This window comes from Rathayibacter sp. Leaf296, assembly GCF_001423045.1.
Taxonomy (GTDB): Bacteria; Actinomycetota; Actinomycetes; order Actinomycetales; family Microbacteriaceae; genus Rathayibacter; species Rathayibacter caricis.
In genome coordinates this window covers 1,028,655-1,049,535 of record NZ_LMNR01000002.1, presented here as the reverse complement: position 1 = coordinate 1,049,535, position 20,881 = coordinate 1,028,655, and the positions used below count along the sequence as shown (strand labels likewise).

Sequence of the window (20,881 nt, the reverse complement as noted above, 5' to 3'; positions counted from 1 at the left end):
CCCGCCCGCCGCGGATCGGCTCAACTCGGAACGGATCAGCTCGGATCAGATCAGCTCGAGGTTCGGCCCGCGGTGGACGGCCAGGTAAGCCCGGTTCCGCAGGATGTTCGCCTCCTCGTCCGTGAGCGTCCGGTCCAGCGGCCGGAGGATGATGCGGACGAGCGCGTTGACCTGCCCCTCTCGGATCCCGAGCCGCTCCCGAGCACGGTCGGGCAGGAGCTCACCGGCCGTCGTGGCGAGGACGTGCACGCTCTCGATCGCCGCGGCGTCGACCCCGAGAGCGGCGCGGATCCGATCGCCGAGGGTCTCCTCGTCGTCGTCGCGGTCCACGACGACCGAGATGTCCCGGCGCACCGCGGGCAGGGACGAGACCGGACGCCAGGGCTCGAGGTCGGCCATCTGCTCGAGGATGCGCGGATCGCTCGCGCGCAGGACCCGGATGTCGTCGATCCTCTTCCGCAGCATGAGCGCGCGGTCCAGACCCATCCCGAGGGCGAGCCCGGACCAGACGGCCGGGTCGAGCCCCGATCGCAGGAGGAGTCCGGGATCGATCAGCCCGCACTCGGCCAGCTCGAGCCAGTCGCCCCCGACCTGCACGTCGAGCTGGCAGCCGTCGGTCGTGTACGGGTGCTCGGCGGGAACCGCTCGCCATCGTGCGCCCGGAAGCACCGCGTCGACCACGGCGCCGAGCATGCCCTCGAGATCGGCCGTCGTCATCCGCGCCGTGTTCGTCACACGCCACAGGTCGACCTGGTGCGGTTCGCCGACGTGCGTGCGGTCGATGGAGTCGCGGCGGTACACGAGACCGGGCAGCACGTGGAGGCGGTCGTGATCGCCGCCCGACCCCGTGCCGGCGAGAGCCCGGAGCAGCGGCGGGATCATCGCGGACGTGTGGGTGCGGAGCATCACGGTGTCGCTGACGTACCGCGAGTACCGCTGGTCGCGGGTGACCGCGGAAACGTCGAAGCCGAGACGGTCGTAGTTGTCCTCGACGGCGACCAGGGGACTCGCGCGCACCGTCGTGGCGGGCACGCCCCACGTCTCGGCGAGCGCCTCCGTGACGGCGGCGAGGAGGAGTTGCAGGGCGTGCTCGCCCTGCGCGGGATCGCTCAGGTCCCGGAGAGCGAGCGAGGAGCCGAGATCATCGGCGGAGAGGTAGGAGGGCATGACAGTCCATTTCGAGTCGGAGTGAAGGGGGAGACCCCTCGACCGACCCGGCGCGCGGACTGATCTACGCGCGCACGCTCAGCCCTGCACGACCGGTGACCGGTCGAGGGCGGAGAAATAGCAGCGTCGCATGCATGTCCCCACTTTACGTCCGGCGCCCGCGGGGAGGCGAACGTCCTCCCCAGGCGCCGGCGGCACCCCGCCTGTCCTATCCGGGCGGCGGAGGTGAGGGAATGTCGGAGGTGTCTGATGGAATACGTGTATGACAGAACCAGACGAGGCCGCGCCGGTCGGGACCGACCCGGTTCGGGCCCTCTCCGATCTCGCCGCGCGCCTCGCGCGGTCGACCGCGCCGGTGCTCCTCGCGAGGGCGGTGGCGCTGCACGCGGCGCACCGAGCGGCGCTCGCGGTTCCGGAGTCGTACGCCCGCGGCGACCGCCTGTCCCGGAGCGAGGCGAGCGATCTCGTCGAGCGGTCCGTCCGGGCCGAGATCGCGGTCGCGCTCGGAGTCTCGGAGCGGGCGGCCTCCCGCCTGCTCGAGCAGGCCCAGCTCCTCGTCGAGGACCTCCCGCGCACCCGCGCCGCGCTGGCGGAGGCCCGGATCCTCTGGGAGTCGGGCGAGGTGATCTGCGCGGTCGCGAGCACGCTGCCCGCCGACTCCCGAGCCGAGTTCGACGAGCGCGCGGTCGAGTCGGCGCTCCTCTCGACGCCGACGCAGCTGCGGAGGGTCGTGGCCCGGCTGCGGGACGAGCTGCACGAGCAGCCGCTCGCCCAGCGGCACGCCCGCGCCCGCGAGGACCGCAGCGTCTGGATCAGCCCGGAGATCGACGGCATGGCGACCCTCTGCGCGCTGCTGCCCGCGACCGTGGCGTTCGGCGCCTACCACCGCCTCGACCGCATCGCCCGCTCCCTCCGCGGCGGTGCTGCCGGCGGTGCTCCCGACGGTGCTCCCGACGAGGCGGGCACCCGTATCGGCGACGAGCGGACCCTCGCGCAGCTCCGTGCGGACGCGTGCGCCGACCTGCTGTGCGACGGCGAGGTCACCGGTGCGGGCCCGCGCTCCGCGTCCGAGGGCGTCAGTCCGACGTTCGTTCCGGGAGTGCGCGCGGAGGTGCGCTTGACCCTCGCCGCGAGCACCGCGGCCGGGCACGACGACACGCCCGCGGAGCTCGACGGCTACGGTCTCGTCCCCGCCGAGCTCGCGGGGGAGCTGATGGTGGAGTCGGCCACCCTGACGCGCGTCCTGACCGATCCGGAGTCCGGCACCGTCCTCTCGGTCGGCCGCACGCACCGAGTGCCCCCGCCGCGGATGCGGCTCGCGCTCCAGCTGCGCGACCGGACCTGCCGGTTCCCCGGCTGCACCCGCTCGGCGGCGACCGCCGACGCCGACCACACCATCGAGTGGCGCAACGGAGGCGAGACGGCGCTCGACAACCTCGCCTCGCTCTGCGTGAGCCACCACCACGTCCGCCACGGCGATCGCTGGACCTACGTGCTCCAGCCCGACGGCCGAGCGGACTGGACCACTCCCACCGGCCGCCGCGTCACGACCCGACCACCCGCCCTCGTCGAGCCTCGAGGCTCCGCCGTCGACCGAGCGGGCCCCCGGTTCGGGGAGCCAGCCCCGTTCCGACGGGCGCCCGCCCGAGTCAGGGCCGAATGAGCACCTTCAGCGCCTCCCGCGAGTCCATCAGCCGGTAGGCCTCGGCGATCTCGGACAGCGGCAGCTCGCGGTCGAACACCCGCCCGGGGTCGATCGTGCCGTCGAGCACCTGCGGGATCGCGGCCTCGAGATACGCGCGGACCGTCGCCGGTCCTCCGGTGAGCGTCGCGTTCTTGCCGAACAGCGACGCGAATCCGATCGGAGCCTCCTCGTACTGCGGCACGCCCACCCGCGAGAGGACGCCACCGGGGCGGAGGACGCCGTACGCCTGCTCGTAGGCGGGCAGGTGCCCGACGGCCTCGAGGACCACGTGCGACCCCTCGCCCCCGGTGATCTCCAGCACCGCCGCCACACCCTCCTCGCCGCGCTCGGCGACGACGTGCGTCGCTCCGAACGACCGGCCCAGGTCGGTGCGGTCGGTGTGCCGGCCCATCAGGATGATCGTCTCGGCGCCCAGCTGCTTCGACGCGAGGACGGCCGACAGCCCGACCGCGCCGTCCCCGATGACCGTGACGGTCCTCCCCGGACCGACGCCCCCGCGCACCGCGGCGTGGTGGCCGGTCAGGTAGACGTCCGAGAGGGTCAGCAGCGAGGGCATGAGCGCCTCGTCCGTCCCCCCGGGGATCACCACGGCCGTGCCGTCGGCGAACGGGACGCGCAGCTTCTCGGCCTGGGTGGCCGACGCGGCGCCGTCGAAGAAGCCGCCGTGCACGCACGAGGTGGTCAGGCCGTCGCGGCAGAACGCGCACGTGCCGTCGGACCAGGCGAAGGGGACGATCACCGTGTCGCCCACCTTCAGGGAGGCGACGTCCGAGCCGATCCGCTCGACGACCCCGATGGCCTCGTGGCCCATGCGCCGTCCCTCGGGAGTGTCTTCGAGGTCGTGGTACGGGTGCAGATCGGATCCGCAGACGCACGCGTACGTGACGCGCAGGATCGCGTCGGTCGGCTCCAGGATCTCGGGGTCGGGGACCTCGACGACGCGGACGTCGCCGGATCCGTACATCAGGGTGGCGCGCATGGTGCTCCTCTTTCTCGGCGGTCCTCCGATCCGCGCGGCGGTCGGAGGGGGATGCTCCCAGTGAAGACGCGCGTCCGCAGCCGTGCCAGGGCTCTCCCGAGACGGGTTCCAGCAGACACTCCCACCCTCGCCCGGCACCCCCGTAGCGTTCCCGGCATGGACAACCGAGCCGAGATCCGCGAGTTCCTCGCCTCCCGCCGCGGGCGCATCAGCCCCGAGCAGGCCGGCGTGGAGCCGATCGGCGGCCGCCGCCGGGTGCCCGGGCTGCGTCGCGAGGAGGTCGCCCGCCTCGCCGGGGTGAGCGTCGACTACTACACCCGCCTCGAGCGCGGGAACCTGGAGGGCGTCTCCGACAGCGTTCTCGACGCGATCTCGAGGGCGCTGGCCCTCGACCCCGCCGAGCGCGACCACCTGTACGACCTCGCCCGCGCCGCCGCTCCGACCACCCGCCGCGCCCGCCCGGCGGTGGTCGCCGCGACCGTCCGCCCCGAGCTGCAGTACCTCCTCGACGCGATCACCGGCGCCCCCGCGTTCATCACGAACAACCGGATGGACATGCTGGCCGCCAACGCGCTCGGCTTCGCCCTCTACTCCGAGATGTACCGCGGGCCGCAGCGCCCTGCGAACCACTCGCGCTTCATCTTCCTCGACCCCCGCGCGCACGACTTCTACCCCGACTGGGAGCGCGCGGCGAACGTGAACGTCGCGATCCTGCGGCGTGATGCAGGCCGCAGCCCGCACGACAGGCAGCTCGCCGAGCTCGTGGGCGAGCTGTCGATGCGGAGCGAGGAGTTCCGGACCCGCTGGGCCGCGCACGACGTGCGGCGCCACTACGCCGGCCGCAAGCAGTTCCGGCACCCGGTCGTCGGGCTCCTCGAGCTGACCTTCCAGGCCATCGAGCTCGACCAGGATCCCGGGCACTCGATCACCGTCTACCCCGCCGTCCCCGGCAGCCCCTCCGACGAGGGGCTGCGCCTGCTCGCCAGCTGGGCCGCGACCGAGGGCGTCGTCGAGCGCGCCCGCGCGACCGCCGAGTGAGGACCCCGAGATGACCGCCACCGCCCCGACCGCCACCGTGCCCCGCGCCTCCGCCGAGCGCATGCCCTGGGCCGCCTTGATGATCCTCGCCGCGATGGGCTTCGTCCTCGTCGCCGCCGAGACGATGCCTGCAGGACTGCTCCCGGTGATCGCCGACGGCATGGGCACGAGCGAGGGGGTCGTCGGCCAGTTCGTCAGCGTGTGGGCGCTCGGCACCGTGATCGTCACCGTGCCGGCGATCAGCCTGACCCGCGGGTTCCGGAGGAAACCGCTGATCCTCGCCGCGATCGCCGGTCTCGTGCTCGCCAACACGGTCACCGCCCTGTCGAGCGACGTGACCCTGTCGCTCGTCTCGCGCTTCGTCGCCGGCGCCTTCACCGGCGTGATCTGGGGCATGCTCGCCGCCTACGGCCGCCGGATCAGCCCCGAGAGCCGCGGCGGCCTGTCCCTCGCCGTCGTCTCGACCGGCGCACCGCTCGGCTTCGCCCTCGGCACGCCGCTCGGCGCGTGGCTGGGCACCGCGTTCGACTGGCGCTGGTCGTTCGGCGGTCTCTCGCTCGTGGCCGTCCTGGTGCTCGTGCTGATCGTCCTGGTCGTCCCCGACGCGCCGGGCCAGGAGGCGTCCTCGCGCCTGCCGCTCGCCCGCGTCGTCGCGAAGCCGGGCATCGTGATCGTCCTCGCGGTCATCGCCGTCTGGATGCTCGCCCACAACACCATCTACACCTACATCGCGCCGTACCTGCGCGAGACCGGCTCGGGCCTCGGCGCCGACGTGACGCTCCTCGTCTACGGCATCGCCTCGGTCGTCGGAGTCGCGCTCACGGCGCTCCTGATCGACCGCTGGTCGCGCCCGCTGCTACACGGCAGCGTCGCCGTGTTCGTGCTCGCCGCCGTGCTCCTGCTGCTCGCCGGGGACTCGGGTGCCGCGATCGTCGCGGGCGCCGTGCTCTGGGGCGTCGGCTTCGGCGGCGCGTCCGCTCAGCTGCAGGCCGCGCTGACGAAGGCGGGCGGAGCCGACTCCGACGTCGCGAACGCGTTCCTGCCGGTCGCGTTCAACCTCGCGATCTTCGCCGCGGGGATCCTCGGCGCGGTGCTCCTGGGCGCGTTCGACGCGCTGGTGCTGCCGATGCTGATGGCGGTGCTCGGAGTGCTCGCCCTGCTGCTGACGGTCATCGGCCGCCGCACCGCCTTCACCGGGCGGGTGTGACGCCCGCCGCGCTCAGGCGGCCCGGGAGACCAGCAGGGCGTGCTCGTCGCCGAGGGCGGCGCGCACCTGCGCACCGAGGTGCGCCGCGAACCCGGGGTTCAGGGCGCCGGGCGTCTCGAGCGCGCCGAGCAGGTCGCGGAGGATGGTCAGGGTCTCGGTGGCAGCGTTTTCGGGCACGGCTGCGCCTCTTCTCGGGGTGTGGGGGCGGGTCCGACCGAAGATCCAGGGAGGCCGGTTGAGAGTTCGTGCGCCCTCCACGGCGCTTCGGATGCGCGGGGAGGGTGGGATGCGGACGAGGTCGGGTGACCCGTCGCGCGCGATCTAGTTTGATCATCAAGGAACCTACTCCGGCGCGGCCCGCTGAGCAAGTGCCCCGGACGAGGGCCGCGAGCCGTGGACCACGGCCCCGGCCCGGCCGACTTCCGCACACCTCCGCCACGCGCCACCGCCCGGGCGTAGCGTTGCCGACGTGATGCGCCCGACGATCCAGACCCTCGGCCAGCTCCGCGCCTCCGGGCACGTGCAGAAGAGCCTCCGCACCGAGATCCGCGACAACCTGCTCGACGCCCTGCGCGAGGGCCGCGATCCGTGGCCCGGGCTGCACGGATTCGCCGACACGGTGATCCCGCAGGTCGAGCGCGCGGTGATCGCCGGCCACGACATCGTGCTGCTGGGCGAGCGCGGCCAGGGCAAGACCCGGCTCCTGCGCACCCTCAACGGCCTCCTCGACGAGTGGTCGCCGGTCATCGCCGGCTCCGAGCTCGGCGAGCACCCCTTCGAGCCGATCACCACGGTGAGCATCCGCCGCGCCGAGGAGCTCGGCGACGACCTGCCCGTCGCCTGGCGCTCGCGCGAGGAGCGCTACGTCGAGAAGCTCGCCACCCCCGACACCAGCGTCGCCGACCTGATCGGCGACGTGGACCCCATGAAGGTGGCCGAGGGACGCAGCCTCGGCGACCCCGAGACCATCCACTTCGGCCTCATCCCGCGCAGCCACCGCGGGATCGTCGCGATCAACGAACTGCCCGACCTGGCCGAGCGCATCCAGGTCGCGATGCTCAACGTGATGGAGGAGCGCGACATCCAGATCCGCGGCTACGTCCTCCGCCTCCCGCTCGACGTGCTCGTCGTCGCCAGCGCGAACCCCGAGGACTACACGAACCGCGGCCGCATCATCACTCCGCTGAAGGACCGCTTCGGCGCCGAGATCCGCACGCACTACCCGACCGAGCTCGACGACGAGATCGCCGTGATCCGGCAGGAGGCGGACCTCGTCGCGACCGTGCCCGACGCGCTCATCGAGATCCTCGCCCGCTTCACCCGGGCCCTGCGCGAGTCGAGCTCCGTCGACCAGCGCAGCGGAGTGAGCGCCCGCTTCGCCATCGCCGGCGCCGAGACGATCGCCGCGGCCGCGCTGCACCGCGCCACCCGGCGGGGCGAGGCCGAGGCCGTCGCGCGGCCGATCGACCTCGAGACCGCGGTCGACGTGCTCGGCGGCAAGATCGAGTTCGAGTCGGGGGAGGAGGGGCGCGAGGAGGAGATCCTCGAGCACCTCCTGCGCCAGGCCACCGCCGAGACGGTGCGCGCGCACCTGCGCGGCATCGACCTCGGCCCGCTCGTCACCGCCGTCGAGGACGGCGCCATGATCACGACCGGCGAGCAGGTGACCGCGCGCGAGTTCCTCGCCGGCCTCCCGCTGCTGGGCGAGGCCACCGTCTACGAGGACCTGGCCGAGCGCCTGGGCGCGACGAACGAGGGGCAGCGGGCCGGAGCGGTCGAGCTGGCCCTCGAGGGCCTGTACCTCTCGCGCCGCCTGAGCAAGGAGACCGGCGGCGGCGAGGCCGTGTATGGCTGAGCCGGCGCGCCGGACGAACCGCCGCCTGCACCGCGACGCGCGCTACTCCGAGTACCGCGGCGGACCGGATCCGCTGGCCCCGCCCGTCGACCTCGCCGAGGCCCTCGAGGCGATCGGCCAGGACGTCATGGCCGGCACCTCGCCCGAGCGCGCCCTCCGCGAGTTCCTCCGTCGCGGTGGCCGCGACACCTTCGGTCTCGACGACCTGGGGCAGCGGGTCGCCGAGCGCCGGCGCGACCTCGCGCAGAAGCACAACCTCGACGGCACGCTCCGCGAGGTCCGCGAGCTGCTCGACAAGGCGGTCCTCGCCGAGCGCAAGCAGCTGGCCCGCGACACGCAGATGGACGACGGCGACCGGGCGCTCGCCGAGATCCAGCTCGACAGCCTGCCGCCGTCGGCCGCCGCGGCCGTCTCCGAGCTCGGCGACTACGCGTGGCGGAGCCCCGAGGCGCGGGCCGACTTCGAGCGGATCAAGCAGCTCCTCGGCGCCGAGATGCTCGAGCAGCGCTTCGCCGGCATGAAGCAGGCCCTCCAGAACGCGAGTGACGAGGACCGCGCCGCGATCGACGCCATGCTCCGCGACCTCAACGACCTGCTCGAGGCGCACGCCCGCGGCGAGGACACTCCGGAGCAGTTCGACGCGTTCCTGGCGCAGCACGGCGAGTACTTCCCCGAGAACCCCCGCACCGTCGACGAGCTGATCGACGCCCTCGCCGCCCGGGCGGCCGCGGCGCAGCGGATGCGCAACTCCATGACCCAGGAGCAGCGCGACGAGCTCGACGCCCTCGCGCAGCAGGCCTTCGGCACCCCCGAGCTGATGCGGTCGCTCGGCAAGCTCGACGAGACCCTGCGGGGCCTGCGCCCCGGCGAGGACTGGGGCGGTTCCGAGCGGATGGACGGCGAGCAGGGACTCGGCCTCGGCGACGGCACCGGGGTGTTCCAGGAGCTCGCCGACCTCGACGCGCTCGCCGAGCAGCTCGCGCAGTCGCAGAACGGCTCGCAGCTCGACGATCTCGACCTCGACCTGCTCGCCCGGCGCCTCGGCGACGACGCGGCGGTCGACGCGCAGACGCTGAAGCAGCTCGAGCGGGCGCTGCGCGACTCCGGCACCCTGCGCCGCGGCTCCGACGGCTCCCTCGCTCTCAGCCCGAAGGCGATGCGGCAGCTGGGCAAGTCCCTCCTGCGCGACATCGCCGACACGATGTCGGGCCGCCAGGGCGCGCGCGACGTGCGCCGGGCGGGCGCCGCGGGCGAGCGCTCCGGAGCGACGCGCGCCTGGGAGTTCGGCGACACCGAGGCCTGGGACCTCCCGCGCACGATCACCAACGCGCTCACCCGCACGGCCGGCGAGGGCCGCTCGACAGCATCCGGCGTGCGCATCGAGATCGGCGACGTCGAGGTGCAGGAGACGGAGGCGCGCACGCAGGCCTGCGTCGCGCTGCTCGTCGACACCTCCTTCTCGATGGCGATGGACGGCCGCTGGGTGCCGATGAAGCGCACCGCTCTCGCCCTGCACACGCTCATCACGAGCCGGTTCCGCGGCGACGAGCTGCAGATGATCGCGTTCGGACGCCAGGCCGAGGTGATGGGCATCGAGCAGCTCGTCGGCCTCGACGCGGAGTGGGAGAAGGGCACGAACCTGCACCACGCCCTGCTGCTGGCCAACCGGCACTTCCGCAAGCACCCGAACGCGCAGCCGGTGCTGCTGATCGTCACCGACGGCGAGCCGACCGCGCACCTCGAGCCCGCCGGCGACGTCTTCTTCGACTACCCGCCCGACGCGATGACCATCGCCGTCTCGGTGCGCGAGCTCGACGCCTCCGTGCGGCTCGGCGCGCACACCACGTTCTTCCGCCTCGGCGACGACCCCGGGCTCGCGCGGTTCCTCGACTCGCTTGCGCGGCGGGCCGGCGGCACGGTCGTGAACCCCGAGGCCGACGACCTGGGGGCGGCGGTGGTGAGCTCCTACCTCGGCTCGCGCGATCGCTCCGACGGCGGGCGCGCCACGGGCGACGAGATGTTCGGCCGCGGCTGGGCCTTCTAGGCGGGCGTCGCCGTCCGCCTCAGAACAGCGGCCACGGCACCGCGGGCATCCCGCCCCGCGGCGCAGGGAACCGACCGGAGGAGCGCAGCCGGTCGCAGCGCCGCCCCAGCACCTCGATCTCCTCGTCCAGCAGCAGCTCCGACAGCGCCGCGCCGAGCGGCCCGTCCACCGCGCTCCGGAGGCGTCCCACTGCGTCGATCTCGTCGGCCGTCAGCGGCTCGCCGATCCAGCCCCACAGCACCGTGCGCAGCTTGTGCTCGACGTGGAACGTCAGGCCGTGGTCGACGCCGTAGCGGTGCCCGTCGGGCATGGCGAGCACGTGCCCGCCCTTGCGGTCGGCGTTGTTGACGACCACGTCGAAGACCGCCATCCGCCGCAGCGCCGCCGAGTCCTCGTGCACGAGCGAGACGTCGCGGTCCTGCTCGTCGCTGCCGTCGAGCACGTGCCGCCAGCCCTCGGCGACCTCCTTCGACGGCACCAGGTCCACCGCGTCCTGCTCGGGGTCGATGTCCTGCCAGAGCTGCACCATGCCGGGGCCGAGCGGTCCGTCGCGGAGCCACGTGCGCGGCACCACGTTCCAGCCCAGCGCCTCGGAGGCGAGGTACGCGGCCGCCTCCCGGCCCGCGAGGTCGCCGTCGGGGAAGTCCCAGAGCGGCTTCTCGCCGGACACGGGCTTGTAGACCACCGACGTGTCGCCGATCCGCGCGAGGAACGTCGCGTTGGAGGCCGTGGTGATCCGCCCGGTGAGCTCGAGCGCGCCGTCCATGAGCCCGCCGTCGGTCGGCTCCGCGCCGTCGCTCATGCGAGCGGGCAGTCGTGCCCGTCGGGGTCCATCGGATCGCCGCAGCGCGGGCACAGCGCACGCCCGGCGCCCACGACCTCGAGGGTGCGCTTGGCGAAGGCGCGCGCGGTTCCCACGGGGATCCGCAGCACGACCATCTCCTCGGGCTCCGCCTCCTCGGCCGACTCGTCGGCCTCGGTCAGCGGGAACGCCTCGATCACGATCTGCGCGGTCGTCGGGTCCCAGCCGAGACTGAGCCCGCCGACCCGGAACTCCGGCTCCACCGGCTGGTCGAGCGGCTCGTTGTCGACGAGCTCGGCGGGGGTGCCGGCCGGGACGCTCGCCGGGTTGCCCTCGGCGGCCATCAGCTGGTCGAGGATCTCGTCGATCTTCTCGGCCAGGAGCGCCGACTGCTGCTTCTCGAGTCCGACGCTCACCACGCGGGGCCCGGTGCGGGCCTGGAGGTAGAAGGAGCGCGAACCGGGCGAGCCGACGGTGCCGACGACGATCCGGTCGGGCCAGTCGAACGCGTGGACGAGAGGCATGTCCCCAGTCTAGGAGCCGCTTCCCGCGCCTTGGCTGATCGGGATCCGAGGTCCCGGCCTACTCGTGGCCCGCCCCGCCGCCCACCGGCGCATCGGCCGCGGGGGCCGCCGCCGCCCGCAGCCAGCCGAGGTCGCCCGCCTCCGTGTTCATCGCGACGACCTCGGGCCGTCCCGCGCCGTAGCGGATGATCGACACCGACGCCGGTCCGACCGACAGCCGCTGGAAGAGGTCGAGGTGCATGCCCAGCGCGTCGGCCAGGATCGCCTTGATCGTGTCGCCGTGGCTGACCGCCGCCCACACCGCACCCGGTCCGTGCCGCTCCGCGACCGCCGCGTCGTGCCTCCGGATCGCGGCGACCGCGCGCGCCTGCATCGCCGCGAGCCCCTCTCCGCCCGGGAACACGACCGCGGACGGCTGGTTCTGCACCGTCGCCCACAGCGGCTCCTTCGCCAGGTCGCGCAGGTGCCGCCCCGACCACTGCCCGTAGTCGGCCTCGGTGACGCCCTTCTCGACGACGGGCTCCGGAGGCGCCTCCTGGCGATCGAGGATCGCGCGCGAGGTCTGCCGGCAGCGCTCGAGCGGGCTCGTCACGAGGGCCTTGAGCGGCACCGCCGCGAGGCGCTCGCCGGTGCGGACGGCCTGCGCGCGCCCCACGTCGTCGAGCCGGACCCCGGCGGTGCGGCCGGCCAGGATCCCGGAGGTGTTCGCGGTGGTGCGCCCGTGCCGGACGAGGAGGAGGGTGGGCATGGAGTCAGCGTAGGCGCGGCGGATCCCTCCGGCGCTGGATCCCTCCGGCGGCGGATGCCCCGCGCCGCTCTGCGTGGCTACCGTGGAGGGAGCGGCCGCCCACCGCGGCCCGCGGTCATGCACCGAAGGGACTCTCATGGACGGGACGAACGGGATCACGCCCGACGACCACGCGACCGACAGGCCCGCCGCCGCCCCCTCCTGGGCCGCCCCGGACGCGTCGGGCCGCTCCGGCGAGATCGCCCTGCGGATCCGCGGCCTCCGCAAGCGCTTCGGCGACAAGGAGGCGGTCAAGGGCATCGACCTCGACGTGCCCGCCGGCTCCTTCTTCGGCCTGGTCGGCCCCAACGGCGCCGGCAAGACGACGACGCTCTCGATGGCGACCGCGCTGCTCCGTCCCGACGAGGGCGTGGTCACGATCCACGACGTCGACGTCTGGACGCGGACGCTCGAGGCCAAGCGCCTCATCGGCGTGCTGGCCGACGGAGTGAAGCTGTTCGACCGCCTCACCGGACTCCAGCTCATCACCTACTACGGCCTGCTCTGCGGCATCGACCGCCCCACGGTCCTGCAGCGCGCCGACGACCTGCTCGAGCTGCTCGGCCTCGATCCGGCCGATCGCACCCTCGTCGTCGACTACTCCGCGGGCATGACCAAGAAGATCGCGCTCGCCTGCGCGCTCGTGCGCGCCCCGCGACTCCTGGTGCTCGACGAGCCGTTCGAGTCGGTCGACCCGGTGTCGGCGGCGAACATCCGCGACATCCTCACCGGCTTCGTCGCCTCCGGAGGCACCGTCATCGTCTCGAGCCACTCGATGGACCTGGTCGAGCGGATGTGCGACCGCGTCGCCGTCATCGCCGACGGCCGCGTCCTCGCCGCGGGCACTCTCGCCGAGGTGCGCGCGGGCTCGAGCCTCGAGGAGCGCTTCGTCGAGCTCGTCGGCGGCCGCACCCACCAGGAGGGACCGGCATGGTTGCGCATCTCCTGAGGCTGCGTCTGCTCCTGCTGCGCAACGCGCTCACGCGCAACGTGTGGCAGCTGATCGGGGTGATCTTCGGCGGCCTGTACGCGGTCTTCATCCTCGGCCTGGTCGTCGTCGCCCTCCTCGCGCTCGGCGGCACCGATCCCGCGCTCGTGAACGCCGCGATCGTGCTCGGCGGCTCCGCACTGCTGCTGGGCTGGGTGCTGGGCCCGATCTTCGTGTCGGGCTCGGATCAGAGCCTCGACCTCTCGACGCTCGCCACCTTCCCGATCCCGCTGAAGACCCTGATGCTGGGCCTCGCCGCGGCGGGCCTCGCGGGCATCCCCGGCATCGTCACCACCCTCGGCGCCCTCGCGACCGCTGCCGCCTGGTGGAGCGCGCCGATCGGCGTCCTGCCCGCGCTCGTCTGCGCCGCGATCGGAGTCGCCACCTGCGTCGTGGCGTCCCGCCTGATCGGCGCGCTCACCACCGGCCTCGGCTCGAGCCGCCGCTACCGCGAGGTGATCGGCGGCGTGGTGCTCGTCGTCATGATCCTGCTCGGACCCCTGCTCATCGGAGTGATGAACGTGGTCCGCGACGGCATCGACGTGCTGCCCGTGGTCGCCTCGGCCCTGGGCTGGTCGCCGCTCGGCGCGATCTGGGCGGTCCCCGGCTCGATCGTCGCGGGGGAGTGGCTCGCCGCGCTCGCCCGCTTCGCGATCGGGGTCGCCACCCTCGCCGTCGTCGTGTGGGCCTGGTCGCGGGCGCTGCGCCGCGCCCTGCGCGAGCCCGCCGCCTCCGCGTCCGGCACCGCCTCCGGATCGGCCGGCATCGGCCTGTTCGGCCGCTTCCCCGGCACCCCGACCGGCGCGATCGCCGCCCGCGCCCTCGGCTACTGGTGGCGCGACCCGCGCTACAGCCGCGGTCTGCTCGTCGTGCCGGCGATCGTCGTCCTCACGGTCTTCTACGGCGCGATCGGAGGCGGAGGGAGCACCATCGCGATCTTCTCGGCCGTCTTCATCGGCCTGATCTTCGGAGTGACCCTCTGCGCCGACGTCTCCTACGACGGCACCGCGTGGGCCGCGCACGTCAGCGCCGGAGTGACGGGGGCGGCCGACCGCGCCGGCCGCGTCATCGCCGCCGCGATCGTGGGCGTCCCCGCCGTGGTGATCGTCGCCGTCGGCACCTGCGTCTACGCGGGGCGTCCGGAGGCGATCCCCGCGATCCTGGGACTCTCGCTCGCCCTCGTGCTGAGCGGCTTCGGAGTGTCGAGCATCGCCTCCGCGCTGGTCGTCTACCCCGTGCCCGCGCCGGGCGACAGCCCGCTCAAGACGCCGCCGGGCTCGGGCATGATCTCGAGCGTCGTGATGCTCGCCAGCATGGGCGCGACCGCGCTGCTGTCTCTCCCGTCGATCGTCGTCGGCGCGATCGCGCTGGTCGGCGACGATGTCGCGCTCGGACTGGTGTCGCTGGCGCTCGCCGTCGTCGTCGGCGGCCTGCTCGCCGTGCTCGGCATCCGCCTCGGTGGCCGCATCGTCGACCGCCGCGCCCCGGAGCTCTTCGCCACCCTGGTGACGGTCGGCTGACGCGCCGCCCGGCCGCCGACTCCTCGAAAGTCGTCGTACTCGGACTCCACTACGACGACTCCTGCGCACTCGACGTCGTCGTCTGTCCTCGGGCCCGTCGATCCTCCAGAAGTTGCGGGAAGCGCGCGCCGTCACCGCAACTTCTGCGGAAGCAGGGCGGCGCAGAGGCGCCCGCCCCTCCCATCCCGCCGACTCCTCGAAATTCGTCGTACTCGAGCTCCACTACGACGACTCCTGCCGACTCGACGTCGTCGTCCGTCCTCGGGCCCGTCGATCCTCCAGAAGTTGCGGGAAGCGCGCGCCGTTACCGCAACTTCTGCGGAACGGCGAGCCCGAGCCCGCCTCCGCCCGCCGCGGCAGGATGGACGCATGCGCAGCGTCGAACTCCTGCTCGACCCCGAGTCCGAGTCGCGCGTCCGCGGTCAGTGGGAGGCGCTCGAGGCCGCCGAGATCCCGAGCCTCGCCCTGCACCGCTCCGACAGCAACCGCCCCCACATCACGCTCGTCGCCGGCCCCGAGCTGCCCTGCCCGGCCGCCGGCGCCCTCGGCGTGCTCCCCGCGGCCGTCGACCTCGGCGCCGTCCTCCTCTTCCCGCACGCGGGCCGCTTCGTGCTCGCCTGGGGCGTCGTCCGCTCGCCCGCCCTCGACGCGCTGCACCGGCGCACGGTCGCCGCGGTCCCGGGAGGCGTCCCCACCTCGCTCCCGGAGTCGTGGACACCGCACGTGAGCGTCTCGCGCCGCCTCCGCGCCGAGCAGCTCGCCGAGGCCGTCCCGCTGCTGGGCGAGCCGTTCACGGTCGGCCTCGCGGGCGTGCGCTTCTGGGACGGCGACACGAAGACCGTCACCGAGCTCTGAGTCCTCCCCCTCCGCGCGTTCCGCCCACTCTCCCCAGCCTCCGCCGGACCCGGAGTCGCGTCGGAGGCGGCGGGTAGAGTTCCCCGGGTGACAGAGCCCACCGCGACCGCCCTCCCGCTCGCCGAGCAGCCCGGTACTCAGACCCCCGCGCAGGCGATCCTCGAGCGCGTCTTCGGCTACTCCTCCTTCCGCGGCGAGCAGGAGCAGATCGTCGAGCAGGTCATCGGAGGCGGCGACGCGGTCGTCCTGATGCCCACAGGCGGCGGCAAGTCGCTGTGCTACCAGATCCCGTCGATCGTCCGCGAGGGCACCGGAGTGGTCGTCTCGCCCCTCATCGCCCTCATGCAGGACCAGGTCGACGCCCTGCGCGCCAACGGCGTCCGGGCCGAGTTCCTCAACTCCACCCAGGACCCGGGTGAGCGCGCCCGCGTCGAGCGCGCGTACCTCGACAGCGAGCTCGACCTGCTCTACGTGGCCCCCGAGCGCCTCGGCAACGAGGGCATGAAGCAGTTCCTCGCCCGCGGCCGCATCGCCCTCTTCGCGATCGACGAGGCGCACTGCGTGAGCCAGTGGGGCCACGACTTCCGGCCCGACTACCTCGCACTCGGCGAGCTGGCCGAGCGCTGGCCCGACGTCCCGCGCATCGCGCTCACCGCCACGGCCACCGAGGCGACGCACCGCGAGATCACCACGCGGCTGCACATGGGCGAGGCCCGGCACTTCGTCTCGAGCTTCGACCGGCCCAACATCCAGTACCGGATCGTCAACAAGGTCGAGCCGCGCAAGCAGCTGATCGACTTCCTCCGCCGCGAGCACGCCGACGACGCCGGCATCGTCTACGCGTTGTCGCGCAAGAGCGTCGAGGCCACGGCAGAGGCCCTGCGCACCGCCGGCTTCGACGCGGTCGCGTACCACGCCGGTCTCGACTCCCGCGTCCGCGCCGCCGCGCAGTCGCGCTTCCTCCGCGAGGAGGGAGTGATCGTCTGCGCCACCATCGCGTTCGGCATGGGCATCGATAAGCCCGACGTCCGCTTCGTCGCGCACATCGACCTGCCCAAGTCGGTCGAGGGCTACTACCAGGAGACGGGCCGCGCCGGCCGCGACGGCCTCCCGTCCACCGCGTGGCTCGCCTACGGCCTGCAGGACGTCGTGCAGCAGCGCCGCATGATCGACGAGTCGCCGGGCGATCTCGCCCACCGCCGACGGATGTCCGCCCACCTCGACGCGATGCTCGCGCTGTCCGAGACCGTGCAGTGCCGCCGTGTGAACCTGCTCGCCTACTTCGGCCAGGAGAGCACGGCCTGCGGCAACTGCGACACCTGCCTCGAGCCGCCCGCCTCGTGGGACGGCACGGTCGCCGCGCAGAAGTTCCTCTCGACCGTCGTGCGGCTCAAGCGCGAGCGCAACCAGCAGTTCGGCGCCGGCCACGTCATCGACATCCTCCGCGGCAAGACCACCCCGCGCACCACCCAGCACGGCCACGACGCGCTGTCGACCTGGGGCATCGGCGCCGACCTCAGCGACACCCAGTGGCGCGGAGTCGCGCGCCAGCTGCTCGCGCAGGGTCTGCTCGGCGTGAACGACGACGGCTTCGGCACGCTCGTCATCACTCCGGCGTCCGGCTCCGTCCTCAGCGGCGAGCGGAAGGTCGAGCTGCGGCAGGAGCCCGAGAAGCCCGCCCGCTCGAGCGGTTCCTCGCGCTCCGGGCGCTCGACCGTGTCCGATCTCCCGACCGAGGCGCAGCCGCTGTTCGAGCGCCTCCGCGAGTGGCGGGCGGCGCAGGCCCGTGCCCAGTCGGTGCCCGCCTACATCGTCTTCAACGACGCCACCCTCCGCGAGATCGCGACCGCCGAGCCCGCCACGATCGACGCGCTCAGCATCATCGGCGGCGTCGGCCAGAAGAAGCTCCTGACCTACGGAGCCGCGGTGCTCGCCGTCGTCGCCGGCGAGACCCCCGAGATCGCCGAGCCCGACGCGAACCAGGAGGAGCCCGCTCCCCGGCGACCCGCGCGCTCGGGTGCCGCCCGCTCCGGCGGTGCCGCGTCGAAGGGCGCGCGCCCCGCGTTCGGCGGCGCCTCCTCCGAGCGCACCTCGGGCCCGCCCGTCTCCTCCGCCCCGCCCGAGGATGACTGGGTGCCGCCGGACGAGCCCGACTGGGAGCCGGGCTGGGACAGCTACTGAGCGCCGGTCAGTCCGTGCTGACCGTCACCATCCAGATCCCTATCACGGTGGCGGCGAACGACAGCACCGTCCCGGCGATCGGCACCCAGAACGCGATCCGCCGCCGCAGCAGCAGCACGATCGACGCGACGACGGCGGCGAGCATCCCGATCCACACTCCGCCCGCCGCGATCAGGACGCCCCAGTTGAGCAGGGTGAAGTCGCAGTCGTCGCGCCCCATGCAGCCGTCGCTCGCCATGCCCGAGAACAGGCCGACGTAGGTCAGCAGCAGCGTCACGCAGACCTCTGCCAGGAGCAGCACGATCGTGAGGACGAGGTCCCACACCCGCACCGGGCGCCGAGAACCCCGAGCCGGCGGAGCCGTCACGCCGCTCACGTGCCCGTCCCGGCCATCGCCATCCCCGCGCCGGCGAACGTGGCGACGAACGAGAGCACCGTGCCGGCGATCGGCACCCAGAACGTGATCCTCCGCTGGATCAGCAGCACGATCGACACGACCAGTGCCACGAGCATCCCGATCCACACGCCGCCCGCGGCGACGAGCACTCCGCCGCCGATCAGCCCGGAGTCGCAGTCGTTCCCGCCCATGCACGCGTCGCTCGCCATCGCGAGGAACAGCCCGAAGTACGACAGCAGCGCGGTCAGCACGAACTCGCCCGCCAGCAGCACGATCGTGAGCACCAGGTCCCAGACCCGCACCGGCCGCCGGGCGCGCGCAGCGGTCCACGGCGTGCCCGGTCCCGCCGGGCGCTGATCGACCACTGCGGCGGGCACAGGGCGCTCCGGCTCGCGGCGCGGCGGCGGGGGCGGAGGAAGCGGCGGCTCGCTCATACCGCGAGCCTACTCACGGGCCCGCAGCACTCGTCGGCGCCCCGCCTGGCCGCTTCCGACAACGCGCCGCCGCCTCCGCCCGCCCCCTTTTGTCGCCCCGCGACGGAACCTTTCCGCCTTCCGCGAGAGCGACCTACCGTGCAGTGACCGCCTCCTGATCCACGACGCTTCGGGGGAGCGACCGGGCCCACCGCTCCGGTCGCACGCGGCCGGTCGAAGGGATCCTCCACTCATGGTCACCACTGCTCCCCGCCCCCGCTCCGCTGCGGACGCCGCCGAGAAGGCCGCGACCGGCACCTCCCGCAAGCGCCGCTCCCGCGCCGGCGCCATCGCGCCCACTCCTCCGATCGACGCACTCGGGACCGAGGTCGACGCCCGCCTCGACGAGGACGGCTCGCCCTCCGTCGACGTCGCCGCCCTCGGCGAGCTGCTGCTGGGCGAGTGGAAGGAGCAGCGACTCGCGTCCCGCGCGCTGACCGCCCGGCCCGAGCTCCACGGCGAGACCGGCCTCCCCATGGCCGAGCACCGCGCGCGGGTGACGCGGCAGATGCGCCTCCTCGCCGCCGAGAAGGGCGTGCTGCGCGCGTTCCCGGCCGACCTCGGCGGAGGCGCCGATCACGGCGGCAACATCGCCGGCTTCGAGGAGCTGGTCACCGCCGACCCCTCGCTGCAGATCAAGTCCGGCGTGCAGTGGGGCCTCTTCGGCGCGGCCGTCCTGCACCTGGGCACCCGCGAGCACCACGAGAAGTGGCTGCCCGGCATCATGAACCTCGAGATCCCGGGTGCGTTCGCGATGACCGAGACGGGTCACGGCTCCGACGTCGCCTCGATCGCGACCAGCGCCACCTTCGACGAGCAGACCGGCGACTTCGTGCTGACCACCCCGTTCCGCGCGGCGTGGAAGGACTACCTCGGCAACGCCGCGATCGACGGCCGTGCCGCCGTCGTCTTCGCCCAGCTCGTCACCCGCGGAGTCGGCCACGGCGTCCACGCGTTCTTCGTGCCCCTGCGCGACGAGACCGGCGCGTTCCTCCCCGGGATCGGCGGAGAGGACGACGGCCTGAAGGGCGGTCTGAACGGCATCGACAACGGCCGCCTGCACTTCGACCACGTCCGCGTGCCCCGCGAGAACCTGCTCAACCGCTACGGCTCCGTCGCGGCCGACGGCACCTACTCCTCGCCGATCGCGAGCCCCGGCCGCCGCTTCTTCACCATGCTCGGCACCCTGGTGCAGGGCCGCGTCTCGCTCGACGGAGCCGCGGTCGCCGCCTCCCGCATCGCCCTGGCGATCGCCGTGGCCTACGGCGACCAGCGCCGCCAGTTCACCGGGGGAGGGGAGCGCGAGGAGGTGCTCCTCGACTACCAGCGCCACCAGCGCCGGCTGCTCCCGCGCCTCGCCACGACCTACGCGGCCGGCTTCGCGCACGACAAGCTCCTGCGCGCCTTCGACGACGTCTTCTCGGGCGCGAACGACACCGACGAGTCGCGCCAGGACCTCGAGACCCTCGCCGCCGGGCTGAAGGCGCTCTCGACGTGGCACGCCCTCGACACCCTGCAGGAGGCGCGCGAGGCGTGCGGAGGAGCGGGCTTCCTCGCCGAGAACCGGCTCACGCAGCTGCGCGCCGACCTCGACGTCTACGTCACCTTCGAGGGCGACAACACGGTGCTCCTGCAGCTCGTCGCGAAGCGGCTGCTGACCGACGTCGGACGCCGCTTCAAGGACGCCCAGCCCACCGAGCTGGCGCGCTACGCCGTCGGGCAGGTGGCGGAGGCGACCGTCGACACCTCGGGGCTCCGCCGTCTCGCGCAGGTCGTCTCGGACCGCGGCTCCACCGCCCGTTCCGTCGGCCAGCTCCGCGAGGACCAGCGCGAGCTGCTCACCGGCCGCGTCGAGACCATGGTCTCGGGCATCGCGTCGCGGCTCCGATCGGCGTCGAAGCTCCCGGCCGACGAGGCGGCCCGCCTGTTCAACGCGCACCAGGACCAGCTGATCGAGGCGGCTCGCGCACACGCCCAGCTGCTCCAGTGGGAGGCGTTCACCGACGCGCTGTCCCGGATCGAGGACGAGGGCACTCGCACCGTCCTGACGTGGCTCCGCGACCTGTTCGGCCTCGGCCTGATCGAGGAGCACCTCGACTGGTACCTGCTGCACGGCCGGCTCTCGTCGCAGCGCGCCGTCGCGGTGACCTCCTACATCGACCGTCTGCTGGCCCGCCTCCGCCCGCACGCCGGCGCCCTCGTCGCGGCGTTCGGGTACGGCCCCGAGCACCTCCGTGCGGCGATCGCGACCGGCGCCGAGCAGACGCGGCAGGAGGAGGCGCGCGCCTGGTACGAGGCGGCCCGCGCCGACGGCACGCTCCCGCGTCCCGAGAAGGCGCCGCGACACTGAGCGCGCGGG

The 20,881-nt window shown here is 73.5% G+C and carries 18 protein-coding genes; 10 read left to right on the top strand and 8 right to left on the bottom strand.

The window, feature by feature from the left end:
• Positions 1-45: 45 nt before the first annotated feature.
• Positions 46-1,167: a hypothetical protein gene (locus ASF46_RS15120; RefSeq protein WP_056868304.1), complete on the bottom strand. Its 1,122-nt coding sequence runs from the start codon at positions 1,165-1,167 to the stop codon at positions 46-48.
• A 262-nt stretch (positions 1,168-1,429) separates the two neighbouring features.
• Here ASF46_RS15120 and ASF46_RS15115 point away from each other — a divergent pair, with 262 nt between their 5' ends.
• Positions 1,430-2,830, top strand: a complete 1,401-nt coding sequence (locus ASF46_RS15115) for an HNH endonuclease signature motif containing protein (protein ID WP_056868303.1) — start codon at positions 1,430-1,432, stop codon at positions 2,828-2,830.
• Here the strand turns inward: ASF46_RS15115 and ASF46_RS15110 are convergent.
• Positions 2,817-3,851 carry a zinc-binding dehydrogenase gene (locus tag ASF46_RS15110; RefSeq protein ID WP_082485539.1) on the bottom strand — a complete coding sequence of 345 codons (1,035 nt, stop codon included), beginning with the start codon at positions 3,849-3,851 and terminating at the stop codon, positions 2,817-2,819. The two genes, ASF46_RS15115 and ASF46_RS15110, sit on opposite strands and share 14 nt — an antisense overlap.
• A gap of 156 nt (positions 3,852-4,007) precedes the next feature.
• On the opposite strand from ASF46_RS15110, the gene ASF46_RS15105 reads away from it, so the two are divergent.
• Together ASF46_RS15105 and ASF46_RS15100 are read left to right on the top strand one after the other, a co-directional pair.
• Positions 4,008-4,889, top strand: a complete 882-nt coding sequence (locus ASF46_RS15105) for a helix-turn-helix transcriptional regulator (RefSeq protein WP_056868302.1) — start codon at positions 4,008-4,010, stop codon at positions 4,887-4,889.
• A 10-nt stretch (positions 4,890-4,899) separates the two neighbouring features.
• Positions 4,900-6,096, top strand: a complete 1,197-nt coding sequence (locus tag ASF46_RS15100; protein ID WP_056868301.1) for an MFS transporter — start codon at positions 4,900-4,902, stop codon at positions 6,094-6,096.
• A 12-nt stretch (positions 6,097-6,108) separates the two neighbouring features.
• Here ASF46_RS15100 and ASF46_RS19200 read toward each other — a convergent pair whose 3' ends face one another.
• Complete coding sequence (locus ASF46_RS19200) at positions 6,109-6,273, bottom strand: hypothetical protein (protein WP_157602582.1); 165 nt, start codon at positions 6,271-6,273, stop codon at positions 6,109-6,111.
• A gap of 295 nt (positions 6,274-6,568) precedes the next feature.
• Between ASF46_RS19200 and ASF46_RS15095 the strand changes: the two genes are divergently transcribed.
• Complete coding sequence (locus tag ASF46_RS15095) at positions 6,569-7,951, top strand: hypothetical protein (RefSeq protein ID WP_056868300.1); 1,383 nt, start codon at positions 6,569-6,571, stop codon at positions 7,949-7,951.
• The gene (locus ASF46_RS15090; protein WP_056868299.1) at positions 7,944-9,995 is read left to right on the top strand and encodes a vWA domain-containing protein; all 2,052 of its coding nucleotides are present in this window, start codon (positions 7,944-7,946) and stop codon (positions 9,993-9,995) included. The genes ASF46_RS15095 and ASF46_RS15090 overlap by 8 nt, the downstream gene beginning before the upstream one ends.
• Positions 9,996-10,014: 19 nt before the next feature.
• On the opposite strand, the gene ASF46_RS15085 is transcribed toward ASF46_RS15090, so the two are convergent.
• Genes ASF46_RS15085 through ASF46_RS15075 form a run of 3 tightly spaced genes read right to left on the bottom strand, consistent with a single transcriptional unit; the run spans position 10,015 to position 12,069 of the window.
• On the bottom strand, positions 10,015-10,797 hold the full coding sequence (locus ASF46_RS15085; protein ID WP_056868298.1) for an SCO1664 family protein: 783 nt from the start codon (positions 10,795-10,797) through the stop codon (positions 10,015-10,017).
• Positions 10,794-11,321, bottom strand: a complete 528-nt coding sequence (locus tag ASF46_RS15080; RefSeq protein ID WP_056868297.1) for a DUF3090 domain-containing protein — start codon at positions 11,319-11,321, stop codon at positions 10,794-10,796. The genes ASF46_RS15085 and ASF46_RS15080 overlap by 4 nt, the downstream gene beginning before the upstream one ends.
• Before the next feature lie 58 nt (positions 11,322-11,379).
• Positions 11,380-12,069 carry an MSMEG_4193 family putative phosphomutase gene (locus tag ASF46_RS15075; protein ID WP_056868296.1) on the bottom strand — a complete coding sequence of 230 codons (690 nt, stop codon included), beginning with the start codon at positions 12,067-12,069 and terminating at the stop codon, positions 11,380-11,382.
• Positions 12,070-12,205: 136 nt separating this feature from the next.
• On the opposite strand from ASF46_RS15075, the gene ASF46_RS15070 reads away from it, so the two are divergent.
• The 4 genes from ASF46_RS15070 to recQ all read left to right on the top strand — a co-directional run bounded on the left by ASF46_RS15070 (position 12,206) and on the right by recQ (position 17,652).
• A complete protein-coding gene (locus ASF46_RS15070; RefSeq protein WP_082485538.1) occupies positions 12,206-13,057 on the top strand; it encodes an ABC transporter ATP-binding protein in 852 nt (283 codons plus the stop codon).
• On the top strand, positions 13,039-14,616 hold the full coding sequence (locus tag ASF46_RS15065) for a hypothetical protein (RefSeq protein WP_056868295.1): 1,578 nt from the start codon (positions 13,039-13,041) through the stop codon (positions 14,614-14,616). The genes ASF46_RS15070 and ASF46_RS15065 overlap by 19 nt, the downstream gene beginning before the upstream one ends.
• A gap of 369 nt (positions 14,617-14,985) precedes the next feature.
• Entirely contained in the window at positions 14,986-15,471 is a 486-nt protein-coding gene (locus ASF46_RS15060) for a 2'-5' RNA ligase family protein (protein ID WP_056868294.1), read from the top strand.
• Between the two features lie 87 nt (positions 15,472-15,558).
• Positions 15,559-17,652 (top strand): DNA helicase RecQ, encoded by a 2,094-nt coding sequence (gene recQ / locus ASF46_RS15055; RefSeq protein WP_056868293.1) that lies wholly within the window; start codon positions 15,559-15,561, stop codon positions 17,650-17,652.
• A gap of 7 nt (positions 17,653-17,659) precedes the next feature.
• Here the strand turns inward: recQ and ASF46_RS15050 are convergent, their stop codons facing one another.
• Together ASF46_RS15050 and ASF46_RS15045 are read right to left on the bottom strand one after the other, a co-directional pair.
• Positions 17,660-17,983 (bottom strand): hypothetical protein, encoded by a 324-nt coding sequence (locus ASF46_RS15050; protein WP_157602579.1) that lies wholly within the window; start codon positions 17,981-17,983, stop codon positions 17,660-17,662.
• Between the two features lie 41 nt (positions 17,984-18,024).
• Positions 18,025-18,483: a DUF6264 family protein gene (locus ASF46_RS15045; protein WP_157602576.1), complete on the bottom strand. Its 459-nt coding sequence runs from the start codon at positions 18,481-18,483 to the stop codon at positions 18,025-18,027.
• Between the two features lie 232 nt (positions 18,484-18,715).
• Between ASF46_RS15045 and ASF46_RS15040 the strand changes: the two genes are divergently transcribed.
• Positions 18,716-20,872, top strand: coding sequence for an acyl-CoA dehydrogenase (locus tag ASF46_RS15040; RefSeq protein WP_082485537.1), 2,157 nt, complete (start codon positions 18,716-18,718; stop codon positions 20,870-20,872).
• Positions 20,873-20,881: the final 9 nt, after the last annotated feature.